Genomic DNA, 14,053 nt, shown 5'->3' with positions numbered 1-14,053 from the left:
CTATATCAAATTTCCCGCCACGCCGGAAAACAGAACCGACAAAGCCTAAATAGGACGTTATCAATGCCCTACCCGTTGTTGGAGGACTAGGATGATCTCTGAGGTGGCAAGCCAATACGACGCAAAAGAGGTAGAGGGAAGGGTTCGGAAGTTCTGGGAAGACCGCGGCATCTACGCCCTAGCCAGGACGATGAGGACCGGCGGCAGAAAGTTCTTCTTCGTCGACGGGCCGCCCTACACCACCGGGAGAATCCACCTCGGGACCGCCTGGAACAAGATCATCAAGGACTCCATCCTCCGCTACCGTTCGATGAACGGCTTCGAGATCAAGGATAGGGCTGGCTGGGATATGCACGGCCTTCCCATAGAGGTGAAGGTGGAAGAGCACCTTGGCTTCAAGAGCAAGAAGGATATCGAGACCTACGGCGTCGACCGGTTCATCGATAAGTGCAAGGAGTTCGCCCTCAGCCAGAAAGACCAGATGACCGAGCAGTTCAGGACCCTGGGGGCCTGGCTCAACTGGGAGGACCCCTACATGACCCTCAAGGACGAGTACCTGGAGGCCGCCTGGTGGACCCTCAAGAGGGCGAACGAGAGGAACCTTCTGGAGCGGGGATTCCGGGTCGTCAACTGGTGTCCCCGGTGCGAGACCGCCATCGCCGACGCCGAGGTGGAGTACTGGGAGGAGACCGACCCCTCCATCTACGTCAAGTTTCCGATCATTGGCGAAGAGAATACCTTCATGATGATCTGGACGACGACCCCCTGGACGATCCCCGCCAACGTCGGCGTAGCCGTCCACCCCGACTTCGAGTACTCTCGGGTCCGGGCGTGGAAGGACGACCCCGAGGAGGCCGAGATCCTGATCATGGCTTCGCCCCTGGTTGAAAATGTCCTCCGGGAGGGGCGGTACAAAGATTATGAGGTACTGGAGAGGTTCGCAGGGACGCAGCTTGAGGGGCTCCGTTACCAGCACCCCCTCGCCGACCTGATCCCGGCCCAGAGAGATATCGAGCACACCGTCCACCTCGCTGACTTCGTCACCGCCGAGAATACCGGGTCGGTTCACATAGCCCCGGGCCACGGCCTCGAGGACTTCGAGCTGGGGGTCGCCGAGGGGATGGCCATCTTCTGCCCCGTCGGCGAGGACGGCCGCTATACAAAAGAGGCGGGGGAGAAGTACGCCGGAAAGTACGTCCGGGCGGCGAATAGAGAGGTGGACGAGGACCTCGCCGACCGGGGCCTCCTCCTCGCCGAGGGCGAGATCGTCCACAGGTACGGCCACTGTTGGAGGTGCAAGACCCCCATCATCTACATCGCCACCCCCCAGTGGTTCCTCAAGATCTCAGAGATCAGAGACGATATGCTCGATGAGATCGCTAAGGTGAAGTGGTACCCCGACTGGGCCGGGTCCGCCCGGTTCAGGGACTGGGTCAGCGGCGCCCGGGACTGGTGCATCTCCCGGCAGAGGTACTGGGGGATACCGCTTCCCATCTGGATCTGCCCCGAATGTGAAAAGATGGAGGTGATGGGCTCCATGGAGGAGCTGAGCCAGCGGAGCGGCACCGTCGTATCCGACCTCCACCGGCCCGCCGTCGACTTCGTCACCCTCAAATGCCCCTGCGGCGGCGTTATGCGCCGGGTCCCCGACGTCTTCGACGTCTGGTTTGACAGCGCCGTCGCCTCCTGGGCGACCCTCGACTACCCCAGGGACAAAGATCAGATCAAAGAGTGGTGGCCCGCCGACTTCATCACCGAGGGGCACGACCAGACCCGGGGCTGGTTCTACTCCCAGCTGGGGGCGAGCATGGTCTCCTTCGGCGTCGCCCCTTACAGGTCCGTCCTGATGCACGGCTTCACCCTGGACGATAAAGGCAAGAAGATGAGCAAGAGCATAGGAAACGTCGTCTCCCCCGAAGAGGTCGTCGGGAAGTACGGGGCCGACACCCTCCGGCTCTACGTCCTATCCTCCAACGCCCCCTGGGAGGACATCCACTTCAGCTGGGAGGAGGTGGCGAACACCCACAGGATGCTGAACATCCTCTGGAACGCCTATCGCTTCCCCCTCCCCTACATGATCCTGGACGGCTTCGACCCGGCGAAGACCCCCCTCGATAAATTCCGAAATGGCCTCAGGCCCGAGGACCGGTGGATCCTCTCCAGGGCGAACACCCTCGCCGTCGAGGTCGAGACGAGCATGGGTTCCTACCAGCTCCAGAGGGCTACCAGGGCCATCGCCGACTTCGTCCTGGAGGACCTATCACGGTGGTACATCCAGCTCGTCCGGCCCCGGACCTGGATCGAGACCGACGACCCCGACAAGCTCGCCGCCTACGCCGCCATCTTCGAGGTGATGGCGACCCTGGCGAAGGTCCTCGCCCCCTTCGCCCCCTTCACTGCGGAGACGATCTACCAGAACCTGGTGAGGGGGACCGACCCTGGGGCACCGGAGTCGGTCCACCTCTGCGACTGGCATAGGCCGCGCGACGACCTCATCGACCCCGGACTCGAAGAGGAGATGGCCCTGGTGCGAGAGGTGGTGGAGGCGGTATCCAACGCCCGCCAGAAGGGAGGGCGCAAGCTGAGGTGGCCGGTCTCGGAGGTGATGATCTCCCCATCGAAGGAGATTCCGGATCTCGAAGATCTCCTGGGAGTTCTCAAGAGCCAGACCAACTGCAAGAGGGTGACGGTCATGAACGTCGGCGAAAAGCCGCCGATGGAGATCGCCACAAACCCCGTCCCCAAGAAGATCGGACCCGCCTTCAAGGGCGAGGCCCAGAAGGTCATTCAGGCGATCAAAGAGGCGGACCCGACGAAGGTGAAAGAGGCGATAGATCTCGCAGGCTGCTCCCTGGGACCCTATGCCATCGCTCCCGATATGGTGGAGTTCATCGAGAAGATCCCCGAGAACCTGGTGGCAGCCGACTTCTCCAGGGGGAACGTCTACGTCGACATCACCCTCACCGAGGAGCTGAAGGCCGAAGGGTACGCGAGAGAGATCGTGAGAAGGATCCAGGACATGAGAAAGGAGCTGGACCTCCGGGTCGAGGAGAAGATCGAGGCCTCCGTCAGGGTGGAGGACGATGGAGTTTTGAAGCTCGTCGAGGCGATGAAAGATCACATAGCGGGCGAAGTTCGGGCGATCCGTCTTGAGATGGGTTGCGCCCTGGAGGTCGGAGGGTCCCTCGTCAAGGACTGGTCTGTTGAAGATGTGGAGATGGCGATAGGCATCTCCCGCGGATAATAAATATATAAGATCAGATTCATTGGTGGTAGTATGGATGAAGAAGTGCTCTCGCCTCCCCTGATGGTCAAGGTGAAGGGCGTCTACGCCGTCCACGCTGGGGGCGACATGGTCGCCCCAGTCGTCCTTCTGGAGGACGAGGCTTCGAGGCTCGTTCCGGTCTTCGTGGGCCTCGCAGAGGCGATCTCTATACACCAGGCCCTATCAGGGCAGGTCTCCCCCCGCCCCACCACCCATGATCTCTTCGTCTCCACCCTGGAGAGCCTGGGGGCGAGGATCGGGGGGGTTCTCATCGACGACCTCGACGGTGGCGTCTATTACGCCCGCCTCTCGGTATCCATCGACTCCGTAGAGAGGGAGGTGGACGCCAGGCCCAGCGACGGCATGGCCCTCGCCCTCCGCTCGGGGGCGCCCATAACCATCCGGGAGAAGGTCATAATCGAATCTTCGATGGAGAGAAAGGACCTCGACGACCTGAAGGGGATCGAGGACTATCTCTGAGCCACTGTCTTCTTCATCAGCCGTCTGCTTTTTTTTGGAGACCCTCATCCTCAAAATAAAACCATGGGAAAACGTTTAATACCTTCCTTCTACAAGAATTATCAGTCCTCATCAGGGGGAGGGCATACAGTTTAATCCGAAAAATCACGATGGTTCGCACGTCCGGACTCGAAATACTGGCATAGATGCATATCGCGACCTATGCGAAGGGGGTACATCTTGCCGAAGAATAAGGGAGAGGATCGTGTATGGCCGTATTTGAGGTAAGACCATGAGGCGTCAATCGACCATCTATCTGACCTGCACGTTGCTGGTCTTGAGCGCAAGCTTCGTTCTACCCTTCTCATCCGCTTTGGCCCAGGGTTACGGCCAGGACGAAACGGTAATAAGGTGGCAATATCGTCCGGAGGAGCCGATAATCCAGGTGGGCTTCGGAGGCGAGATCCTTCCTATGGGAGCCCAGAACGCCACAAAATCCATCAAGATTCCGGGGCTTGAAAACAGGATCATACCTGGGGAGCCGGTCGTCCCCTTCAGAACCGCTAGGATACTGATCCCCTTCGGAGAGGTGGTCCAGGATATAAAGGTCCTCCCCGGAGAGAAGAAGAACCTGGGCAAAATCCTTATCGAGCCAGGCCAGGATCCTCTTCCCATCAGCTTTTCGGGAGATCATGCTTACACCCCCATAAACGAGACGACCTATGGATCGATGGAGCCTTACCCCAGAGACGTCTACTCTGTGATCGGGGTCCAGGAGAAGAAAGGTTATAAAATTCTTTTTATAAATATATACCCCATCATGTACATCCCCAAGACCAAGGATACCTATTACTTCGGCACCTTCGACCTGGAGGTGAAGACGAGGCCTCAAGAGACCCTGGACCGGGGGCTCTATAGAGGCCTTCCGGGGGACTCTGAGCAGATAACGAGGATGGTGGACAACCCCGGCGAGGTCTCTACCTACTCCCGGGATCTGGCGCCGACGGGGTCGTCTCCCCTCCTGGACGGAGCTTACGATTACGTCATAATAACAAGCAGGGCCCTTAAGAACGCCCCCGTTTCCCACAATTTCACAGACCTCGTCAGTTGGAAGAGCTCCAAGGGCGTCGTCTCGACGATCGTCGCCGTCGAGGACATATACGCCACTTACCCCGGCTCCGACGAGCAGGAGAAGATCAGAAGCTTCATACGGGACGCCTATCTCAACAACGGTATCACCTACGTACTTCTGGGCGGCGACGCCGACGGCGGCAGATCCGGCGGCGGAGGCTGGAACAACATCGTCCCCGCCAGGGGTCTTTGGGCCTGGGATTACGAGGCGAGCCCTCCCCACATCCCCTCGGACCTCTACTACGCCTGCCTCGACGGAAATTACGACTACAACGGCAACGGCATCTACGGCGAGCCCGGAGACGGTCCCGGAGGCGGAGAGGTGGATCTCTTGGCCGAGGTCTACGTCGGAAGGGCTCCCGTCGACTCTTATGCCGAGCTGTCCAACTTCGTCCGAAAGACGATCGCCTACGAATCGAGCGTAAGAGATCCTTACCTTCAGGAGGTCTGGATGGTAGGCGAGTATCTGGGGTTCGGAGGGGTCAGCGACTGGGGCGGAAACTGCCTCGACGAGATAAAAGACGGGTCCGGATCCAGCGGATACGATACGAAGGGGTTCACCGACGACTACCGGAGGTCCACCCTCTACGAAAGGGACGGCTCATGGGATAAGTCGGAGCTGATGGAGATAATCGACGGCAACGTCCACATCATAAACCATCTCGGCCACGCCAACGTGGGAAACGCCATGAAGATGAAGGCTGGGGACGTGGGCGGCCTAAAGAACGATCGTTACTTCTTCGGCTACAGCCAGGGATGTTACGCCGGGTCCTTCGACAATCGAGACCCCGATTCCATATACTCGCCCACCGACTCCATTCTGGAGCACTTCGTTACAGAGCCTCACGGGGCCTTCGCCTTCATCGGCAACTCTCGGTATGGCTGGGGGAGGAGATCCACCACCGATGGGCCGTCCCAGAGGTATCACCGGCAGTTTTGGGATGGGGTGTTCGCAGAGGGGATCGAGAATATAGGCCGGGCTCTCCAGTACTCCAAAGAGGCAAACCTCGGTTCCATCGACAGTACGAGCGACGGAAACGTCATGAGGTTCTGCTATTATCAGTTGAACCTCCTGGGAGACCCCGAGACCTCCTTCCATAAGCCCGTCAGAACCGAGCGTAAGATTGAGATCTCGGAGATGGATCTGCCCAGTTACGCGAAGCCTGATGAGCCGATAGAGGCGACTGTAGTCGTCGAGAACAGGGGCGTTGCTGGTGAAGAGAACGTCGTGGTCCAGCTCCTGGAGGGAGGGATCGTCCGGGACTCAGGAACGATCCCGTACCTCGACAGCGGCTCATCCGCACCCGTCGGCCTTAGATGGTCTGGGTCTCTACAGGGTAGGTACACCCTGGAGGCGCGGGCTCTGATCCCCGAGGTCGAGGAGGGTGAGGACGCGAAGGGATGGGAGAGGGATATCGAGGTGATCGAGGGGAGGACCCCTATACTCCTGGTCGATGACGATGAGGGGGCAGAGTACGAGACATATTACGAGAGGTCGCTGCAAGCAGCTGGTTACAGCTACGTGAAGGTCGAGGGTCCGCCGACCAAGAGCGGGCTATTATCCTTCGACTGCGTCGTATGGCTGACGGGCCGGGACTTTACGACCACCCTCACCAGGGATGACCAGGCGAACCTCGCCGCCTACCTCGACGCCGGAGGAAGCCTCTTTTTGTCCGGCCAGGATATCGGCTTCAACATCCACGACACCGACTTCTTCAGGGATTACCTCCATGTAGAGTACGTTAAGGACAATACTGGAATTTACGACCTGGAGGGCGTCCCCGGTGACCCCATATCCGACGGGATGACCATCGAGATCGTGGGAGGGGGCGGAGGCGACAATCAGTACTGGCCGAGCGAGATCGTCCCGGTCACAGCTTTTGCGAGGGAGGTCTTCACCTACAAAAATGACGGGTGCGCTGCTGTGATGGTCGATGCCGGCACCTACAGGGTGGTCTACTTCGCCTTCGGGTTTGAGGCGATAAACACCTCCTCGGATCGGGACGAGGTCATGAGCCGGGTCTTATCGGCGCTGATGGGGCCGATGGTAACCTCGTCCGGGATATCCGAGACCGGCGAAGATAAACCGGGCAAGAGAGCTGGACCTGCCAGCCTTCATGAATTTAGCGGCATGGCTGAAGCCATCCCCCCCTTCCAGGGGGTGGACTTCGAGATGGAGATGCCCTTTGAGGATATCTCCCTCAAATTCGACGAGTTGGAGCCGCTTGAATATCCGGAGTTTGTTGAAGGCGGTTTCGATCTCCCGGAGATGGGATCTGGGGTTAAGAGGAGGTGAGCGATATGGTGGAAAAAAGGGGGAAGGCCGATATGATATGCAGGCTCCTTCCGGCATTGATCTTGACGGCGGCGATATCCATCGCCGGGGCTCTTGCGGCCACCGTCACCGTTGGCGGCGAAGGCTGCGACTATGCCAGCGTTCAGAAGGCCGTCGAAGAGGCGAATCCAGGGGATACCATCACCGTCCTGAGCGGGACGTATAAAGGGAACGTTCTTGTGGACAAGAGCATAGTCATCCGCGGAAGGGATACTGGGTCAGGAAAGCCGGTCATCGAAGGGACGGGGGCGGGAAGCACCATGACCGTCTCGGCAGATCGGGTCACCCTCGAGGGGCTGGTTGTAAAGAACGGCGGGTTTGGGAAGGCGGGGATCGAGGTGATCTCGAATAAGAACTTCATAAGGAACAACGTCATTTCAGATAATCGGTGGTACGGTATATACCTTTCCAACTCCGGCGAGAACGTCATATCCGGAAACTCCGTCACAAAGAACAAGTACGGGATCTGGATCCCGGCAGGGTCTGACGGGAACAGGATATCAGAGAATGATCTGTCGAAGAACGCCAACGCCAACGCCGTCGATGCCGGGGTCAACCGATGGGAGAAGAACGGCTACGATGACCTCGGCGAGGCGGAGACGAGCTACAGGATCTCCGGCGGGTCCAACGTGGACCCCGCTCCAAGAGCCGTGAGGCCGGAACCTGCGGAGGAGACGAAGACCTCGACTATTACAGTGAAGATCACCATACCCAGGCCGATAATCGGATCTTAGATGCTGAGGGCGGGGTAGCGCTAGCTCTCTTTCAAACCATCCAGAAAGCTTACTACCCTCCTCCGGATCATCCTCCACCCCACCCCGAACCCGGTCTCCACACCAAACGTCACTTGCACTTCAGACATCGCCTCCACCCCCCAAATATCAAAGATATCGGGTCGATCCCACCCCCACCTCCAACGCACCTTTTTATAATCCTCCCGCCTAGAGTTTCGACCCTGAGCTGGAGATGATGCCAAGGATGCTTACCGTCACCTTTCTCGGAACCGCAGGTTCCCTTCCCACCCCCAACAGAAGCCCCTCTGCAGTTCTGATCAACCGCGAGGGGGAGCTGATCCTCTTCGACTGCGGCGAGGGGACCCAGCGGCAGATGATGCGGGCGAAGACGGGGATGATGAACCTGGACTACATCTTCATAACCCACCTTCACGCCGACCACATCCTGGGGATACCGGGGCTTCTGGAGACGATGGCCTTCCAGGGGAGAAGAGAGCCGGTAACCATCGCCGGACCCGTCCGGACCGCCGAGGCGGTGGAGCTCTTCGGCAGGCTCTGCTACTACTCTCGGAGGCTTCCTGTGAGGGCTCTGGAGCTGGAGGCGGGGGATATCGTGAGGATGGATGGATACGAGGTTGAGGCGGTCAGGACCGCCCACAGCGTCCCAAGCCTCGGTTACTGCCTTCGGGAAGACGCGAGGCCGGGGAGGTTCCGCCGCGATAGGGCCGTCGACCTCGGCGTTCCGCCGGGCCCTCTATTCGGGAGGCTCCAGAGGGGCGATACAGTGGGGGTGGGAGGACGGATCGTAAGGCCTGAAGAGGTTATGGGCCCCGCCAGGCCGGGAAGAAAGATCGTCTACACCGGGGATACGAGGCCAGTCCCTGAAATCGAGGAGGCGAGCAGGGGGGCGGACCTTCTCATCCACGACGGGTCTCTCGACGACGGTATGGCCGACTGGGCTCTTGAGACGATGCACTCCACCGCCGGCGAGGCGGCGCTTCTGGCCAAAAGGGCAGAAGCTAAGATGCTCGTCATCACCCACATCAGCTCCCGATACTCCGATGAACCGGGGCCCCTCCTCGGCGACGCCCGGCGTCACTATCCTGATGCTCTGGTGGCCGAGGACCTCATGAAGATAGATGTGAAGCTGAGAGATCGATGATCCAGGGGATGAAAACCAGCCCGGACTTCACCTTTCTTGATCCCCGGCTGACCGCCTCATCGCCCTCAACCTCTCCTCGCTCATAGCCTCCCGGAGCCCCTCTGCCGTCTCGTCGTCTCTCCCAGCAAGGGCGCTCTCCAGGGATGAGGCCAGGTTATCCAGGGCGTAGCGGACCCGTCCGACGTCCATATTCCTCCTCTCGGAGTTCACCCCGGCCTCAAAGAGGCGCTCGATCTGGTCGCCGGGGAGGCCCAGGGCCTCCGCAGCGCTGACGGCCCGGCCGTACATCTCACTGGATACATAATAGTCGAGCCCCTCCCTGTATAGCCTCTCAGAATCCTCTCGACGCCCGGCCTTCCTGGCGATGAGGGCTGCCCAGAGGAAGTCTCCCTCTTCGATGGCGATCTTCACCGCCCTATCTACCCTCCCCGAGTCTTTAGCAAGGGAGATGGCGAGCTCCGTCTCACCGGCGCCGATCAATATCTCAATGCCCCGCTCCACCAGCTCGTCATCGAGGTCCCTGAGGTTCTCGGTGAGGTAGTGGACCTGGTCGTCCCTGCTCATCTTCTCAAAATCTTCTATTGGAATCTTGCTCAAAGTCATCACCAGATCAGCGTTCTCTTCACTCTACCAGGTCGAAGATCTTCGCGAAGTCAACCCTTGCGGTGTTGTCGATGGTGAGAGGGGTGATTGAGATCTTTCCATCCTGGTAGACTGCCCGGACGTCGGTCCCCTTCCGCTCGGTGCAGACGAGGTCGCCGTCGATCCAGTAGTAGGGCCTCCCCCTAGGGTCTGCCCTCTCCTGCACCCTCGTCTTGAAGATCTTTCTCGCGAGCCTTGTCACCACCACCTCCGTATCCTCGGTGGCGTCGACGGGGACGTTTATGTTCAGTATGTCCACCCCTTCAGGAAGCCCCCTATCCAGGACGTTCTTCGCCACCTTGCGGACCATCATCGCTGCCACGTCGAACTGGTAGGCGTGATCGTTTCTGCTATCGAACTTGTCCCCCTGGTCTACGACCTGGACCGAGGCTGTGATCGCCGGAACACCGTAGCTCGCCGCCTCCAGGGCCGCCCCGATCGTCCCGCTGGTGGTGACGGTGTCGGTGCTGATGTTCTCGCCGATGTTTATCCCCGAAACGGCGAGGTCGGGGAGCTCTCCTTTCATCAACCAGAAGATTCCCATGATCACCGAGTCGGTGGGCGTCCCGGAGACCTCGTACGCCTCGACGCCGTCCAGGTTTATCTTGTTGTACCTCAGGGGCTCGAAGATCGATATCGACCTTCCGACGCCGGACCTCTGGCCAGAGGGGGCAGCGACCAGGATCTTCCCCAGCCCCGCCACCCCCCGGATCGCGGCCCTGATCCCCGAGGAGTGGACGCCGTCGTCGTTGGTAACCAGAATGCGGTTCATCGATAGGATATCTGGGACCGGAGGTATAAAAATAGAGCGACTTCGCAGCGGCTCTCAGAAAATCACCCACAAAGGTTCAAAGCTGCTCATCGGGGGGGTCAGATCGTCGAAGGTAGATGGTTACCTGGGTAATTGGGACCGAGTCGAAAGTATGGGGCTTTCTGGCCACCACCTCCATCCTGAAATTTTATCTCGACTCATGATTTAAGTGGCTACAGGGCTTGCCCATAATATCGATCTGTCCAGTCTCTTCGCTTATGAGATGCGATTTAATTTTGACGATCATATTCACACGCTCTTGACCCTCACTTTTGTTTGAACCTGAAAGGGGCATTTTTAATATATAAGTCCTATTAGTAATCTAAAAATTAATTTTTTAATTTTTAATTAATTATATTAAATAATTATATATAAATTTTATAAAAAATTTTAATATTAAATATAAAAGTTTTTTTATTAACTATACAGTTAAGGTTATGTTATAACAAATACTTAACGCTATAATTAATTTTAATATTATTATTAATATTTGCAATTTAACAAAATCTGGGTTAGAATGTTCAATTTATAAGATATACTTTATATTGATTTGAGAATTCAGCCATCGAGAAATTGTTAATTGTAATTTTATAAATTACTAAATCGGACAGAAAATATGGGGTTTCTATCCTGATTATCTATTTATAAAAATGACTCTAATTAGGAAGCATCTCAGAATAGTTCTTACAAACTATAGGTTTAATTCTGTTTTAGGCTTGATCTCCGTTTCAAAGACATATTTTTCCCCGTTAACCATCATGGTACGCGACGAGGGGGATAAATTCACATAAACTATGTAACGAGGCAGTTTTCAAAGATGGTTCAAAATCGCGGCCGATAAGCATATACACATACTATCTACGAATCAATCACCCCATCGTTGAATCCCGACAGCTTACAGCCCGGCTGACAATTTCTAATGATCCATTTCACCTAGGGCCGCATCTTATAACTCGGGACGAAACAATCTTGTATCAATAAACTGTTATATAAATGATTAAATTTTATGAATTCGTGTTAATTTCAGAGTACAAAATTTCATTACAATTTATAAAAATACATTTATATCTTTTATTGTTTATTTTATATATATAATTTATACTGATTAGTTAATTTAATAATTTATTTTAATTTTTAAAGATAATTTTATAAATTTATACCTAATCTAAATTAAAAAATGTTAATTAAAAATATAAAAATTTCAATAAGAAAATCTAGAAAACTTACACATCGCGATGTTTATATACTATAAAAACCATCACAATATTTATATACTATAAAAATTATATATTACTATAAGTTCTTATTGGTCTGGGCTTTCCGCGAGGCCTATCGTACGCAGATGATCGACATCATAGATCGGGCGTCCATAAGCGGCCTTGGCCATGGCTGGCAAATGATGGATATGGACGATGATGGATATAACGGGCTTGAAATCCGGAAGAGGCCGGTCGAGGGACTTGGCTAAGAGGTGCCAGGTCTCGATCTGAAGCTGGCGCTTCTTGCGGAGGGGAAAGACCGGCTACTCCGGCCCTGATGCAGTGGTCTCGGGGATGTTGGGCCACCGGGATCGACGAAAATTTCGGGGGCGTCACCGGGAAGGCCATCTTTGCGGCCTTCGTCTGGGGACCAGCGGGACTGGGCAGGGCGGCGGTGAAGCTGGGCCGGCAAAGCTCCCATCCTCCCCTCCGCACCGCCGCGAGCGCCGGGGGTGGCCGCAGTGGCCGGATTGGACGCGGGCGGAAAGGAGGCGAAGAGATGTATAATCTCTCGGAGAAATTTATGAGCCATGAACCTCCTCAGCTGGGCCAACCAAAAGATTGGAAAGTTTACATGTGTCGACATGGCGCTGACTAAGTTGAGCGTCGCCCGCCTTCACGCTGATGATCGCAAAGCTTTGGCCGCCTCTCCTGAGCCTCGAGTGGCACTGGTACGCCCTCGTCTTCGCCATACTGGCGATAGTCCCGTTGTGGAACTTCTGGAGAGCTTAGAGTCTGGCTCAACAGGAAGAAAATGGTATGGAGTCGAAAAGAGTATGAAGTCTCAAGGCGTATGGAGTCTCCCATGAGCGCTGAGCTGAAACGAGCCCTCCTGGAACGGTGCCGGACTATGGAGATCCCTCTGGTGGGGGTCGCCCCCATCGACCGGTGGGAGGAGCCTCCCTTCGAGCCCTGGATTCCCGAGGAGTTCTGGCCCCAGGCCGTATACCCCGAGGCGAGGTCCGTCGTCGTCATCGGCCTACCCATCACCCTGCCGGCCCTGGAGACCACCCCCTCTATATGGTATCGGGAGCTCTATCGGACCGTCAACATCCTCCTCGATCAGTACACCTACCGGATCTCAAACTTCCTCAACGACCGGGGGTTCCCATCGGTCTTCGTACCCCGGGACGGGTACGCCGACGTTCAGGCTCTGCTGAAGAACCCGGTCGCCTTCTTCTCCCACCGGCACGCTGCATACCTCGCTGGCCTGGGAACCTTCGGGGTGAACAACGTCCTTCTGACTAAGGAGTACGGCCCCCGGGTCCGCTTCGGCTCCCTCTTCACCGCGGCGGAGCTTCCGGCCGACCCCCTCCTGGATGACGACCTCTGCACCCGGTGCATGAGGTGCGTTCAGATCTGTCCCGCTCAGGCGATTGACGACCGGGACTACCCGGCAGGCATCACAAATAGAAGTGCCTGCACCGCCTACAGCGCTGTGCTCGCCAAGAGGGGGCTCTCTCCCTGCGGAGTCTGCATCAAGGTATGCCCCGTCGGCGAGGATCGGAAGCTCTTCGACAGGATGGACCCCTCTATCTACTCCAGAGGCGAAGGGGCCACGAATGAGGAGCTTCACCGATCCTGGGAGCACGTCCGAAGCTACGGAAGGAAGTGAAAGGCCTTTTGAAAGGCCTTTATAGTTTCGCCGAGCCATTTAAGGATGCAAAATCAATTGAGAGGATCTACTTATGCAGACATTCCTCCCCTATCCCGACTTCCGGAGGTCCGCCGAGGTCCTGGACAGACAGCGGCTTGGAAAGCAGAGGTCTGAAGCCCTCGTCCTCCTCCGGATCTGCCGTGACGGCAAAAGCCGGTGGAAAAACCACCCCATCTGGAAGATGTGGGCGAAGAACCCTGAAGCTCTCGCCCTCTACGGCGTCGTCATCTGCGAGGAGTGGACGAGACGGGGTTATCGGGACACCTGCAAGGAGAAGATCCTCGCCGCCAACCGCGAGATGGGGGGCGCGCAGCTCCCGGAGCTGCGCCGGAGGTACGAATCGAGGGAGGAGGGCTTCCTACCCTCGTGGTTTGGGTCCGAGGAGTTTCACGCCTCCCACCGGTCCAACCTCCTCCGGAAAGACCCCGACCACTACTCCGCCTTCGGCTGGACTGAGCCGGACGACCTCTGCTACCGCTGGCCTGTACCGGAGGAAGAGGAGGGCGATTGAAGAGGGGGCGGGCTTCGCCCCGCCCCCGAACCCCATCAGCATCTGACGATCCTCTGAGTATCTGATGATACTCCAAGTATCTGTCGA

10 protein-coding genes are annotated in these 14,053 nt (G+C 56.9%); 8 read left to right on the top strand and 2 right to left on the bottom strand.

Annotated elements, in window-relative coordinates:
- Positions 1-91 precede the first annotated feature (91 nt).
- The 5 genes from ileS (at position 92) to rnz (ending at position 9,086) form a co-directional block, all read left to right on the top strand.
- Positions 92-3,244, top strand: a complete 3,153-nt coding sequence (gene ileS, locus P0O24_RS04145; RefSeq protein WP_316968475.1) for an isoleucine--tRNA ligase — start codon at positions 92-94, stop codon at positions 3,242-3,244.
- Positions 3,245-3,277: 33 nt separating this feature from the next.
- Positions 3,278-3,745: a bifunctional nuclease family protein gene (locus tag P0O24_RS04140; protein ID WP_316968474.1), complete on the top strand. Its 468-nt coding sequence runs from the start codon at positions 3,278-3,280 to the stop codon at positions 3,743-3,745.
- A 271-nt stretch (positions 3,746-4,016) separates the two neighbouring features.
- A complete protein-coding gene (locus P0O24_RS04135) occupies positions 4,017-7,151 on the top strand; it encodes a C25 family cysteine peptidase (protein WP_316968473.1) in 3,135 nt (1,044 codons plus the stop codon).
- A gap of 5 nt (positions 7,152-7,156) precedes the next feature.
- On the top strand, positions 7,157-7,924 hold the full coding sequence (locus P0O24_RS04130) for a right-handed parallel beta-helix repeat-containing protein (RefSeq protein WP_316968472.1): 768 nt from the start codon (positions 7,157-7,159) through the stop codon (positions 7,922-7,924).
- Positions 7,925-8,168: 244 nt separating this feature from the next.
- Entirely contained in the window at positions 8,169-9,086 is a 918-nt protein-coding gene (gene rnz / locus P0O24_RS04125) for a ribonuclease Z (protein WP_316968471.1), read from the top strand.
- Positions 9,087-9,113: 27 nt separating this feature from the next.
- On the opposite strand, the gene P0O24_RS04120 is transcribed toward rnz, so the two are convergent.
- Both P0O24_RS04120 and surE read right to left on the bottom strand, forming a co-directional pair.
- A complete protein-coding gene (locus P0O24_RS04120) occupies positions 9,114-9,683 on the bottom strand; it encodes a hypothetical protein (protein WP_316968470.1) in 570 nt (189 codons plus the stop codon).
- Between the two features lie 25 nt (positions 9,684-9,708).
- A complete protein-coding gene (surE, locus tag P0O24_RS04115) occupies positions 9,709-10,500 on the bottom strand; it encodes a 5'/3'-nucleotidase SurE (RefSeq protein WP_316968469.1) in 792 nt (263 codons plus the stop codon).
- Between the two features lie 1,381 nt (positions 10,501-11,881).
- On the opposite strand from surE, the gene P0O24_RS04110 reads away from it, so the two are divergent.
- The 3 genes from P0O24_RS04110 (at position 11,882) to P0O24_RS04100 (ending at position 13,966) form a co-directional block, all read left to right on the top strand.
- Positions 11,882-12,007, top strand: coding sequence for a hypothetical protein (locus P0O24_RS04110; protein WP_316968468.1), 126 nt, complete (start codon positions 11,882-11,884; stop codon positions 12,005-12,007).
- Positions 12,008-12,603: 596 nt separating this feature from the next.
- Positions 12,604-13,413 carry a 4Fe-4S binding protein gene (locus tag P0O24_RS04105; protein WP_316968467.1) on the top strand — a complete coding sequence of 270 codons (810 nt, stop codon included), beginning with the start codon at positions 12,604-12,606 and terminating at the stop codon, positions 13,411-13,413.
- A gap of 73 nt (positions 13,414-13,486) precedes the next feature.
- On the top strand, positions 13,487-13,966 hold the full coding sequence (locus P0O24_RS04100; RefSeq protein ID WP_316968466.1) for an MSMEG_6728 family protein: 480 nt from the start codon (positions 13,487-13,489) through the stop codon (positions 13,964-13,966).
- Positions 13,967-14,053: the final 87 nt, after the last annotated feature.

Source organism: Candidatus Methanocrinis alkalitolerans, assembly GCF_029167205.1.
GTDB classification, from domain to species: Archaea; Halobacteriota; Methanosarcinia; order Methanotrichales; family Methanotrichaceae; genus Methanocrinis; species Methanocrinis alkalitolerans.
Note: the sequence above shows the minus strand (reverse complement) of the source record. Positions and strands in the feature narration are given on the sequence as shown.

What these genes read in the sequence shown, in the direction of transcription:
- ileS (WP_316968475.1), top strand. Translation starts at nt 92, where the DNA reads ATGATCTCTGAGGTGGCAAGCCAATACGACGCAAAAGAGGTAGAGGGA.
- P0O24_RS04140 (WP_316968474.1), top strand. Translation starts at nt 3,278, where the DNA reads ATGGATGAAGAAGTGCTCTCGCCTCCCCTGATGGTCAAGGTGAAGGGC.
- P0O24_RS04135 (WP_316968473.1), top strand. Translation starts at nt 4,017, where the DNA reads ATGAGGCGTCAATCGACCATCTATCTGACCTGCACGTTGCTGGTCTTG.
- P0O24_RS04130 (WP_316968472.1), top strand. Translation starts at nt 7,157, where the DNA reads ATGGTGGAAAAAAGGGGGAAGGCCGATATGATATGCAGGCTCCTTCCG.
- rnz (WP_316968471.1), top strand. Translation starts at nt 8,169, where the DNA reads ATGCTTACCGTCACCTTTCTCGGAACCGCAGGTTCCCTTCCCACCCCC.
- surE (WP_316968469.1), bottom strand. Translation starts at nt 10,500, where the DNA reads ATGAACCGCATTCTGGTTACCAACGACGACGGCGTCCACTCCTCGGGG.
- P0O24_RS04110 (WP_316968468.1), top strand. Translation starts at nt 11,882, where the DNA reads ATGATCGACATCATAGATCGGGCGTCCATAAGCGGCCTTGGCCATGGC.
- P0O24_RS04105 (WP_316968467.1), top strand. Translation starts at nt 12,604, where the DNA reads ATGAGCGCTGAGCTGAAACGAGCCCTCCTGGAACGGTGCCGGACTATG.
- P0O24_RS04100 (WP_316968466.1), top strand. Translation starts at nt 13,487, where the DNA reads ATGCAGACATTCCTCCCCTATCCCGACTTCCGGAGGTCCGCCGAGGTC.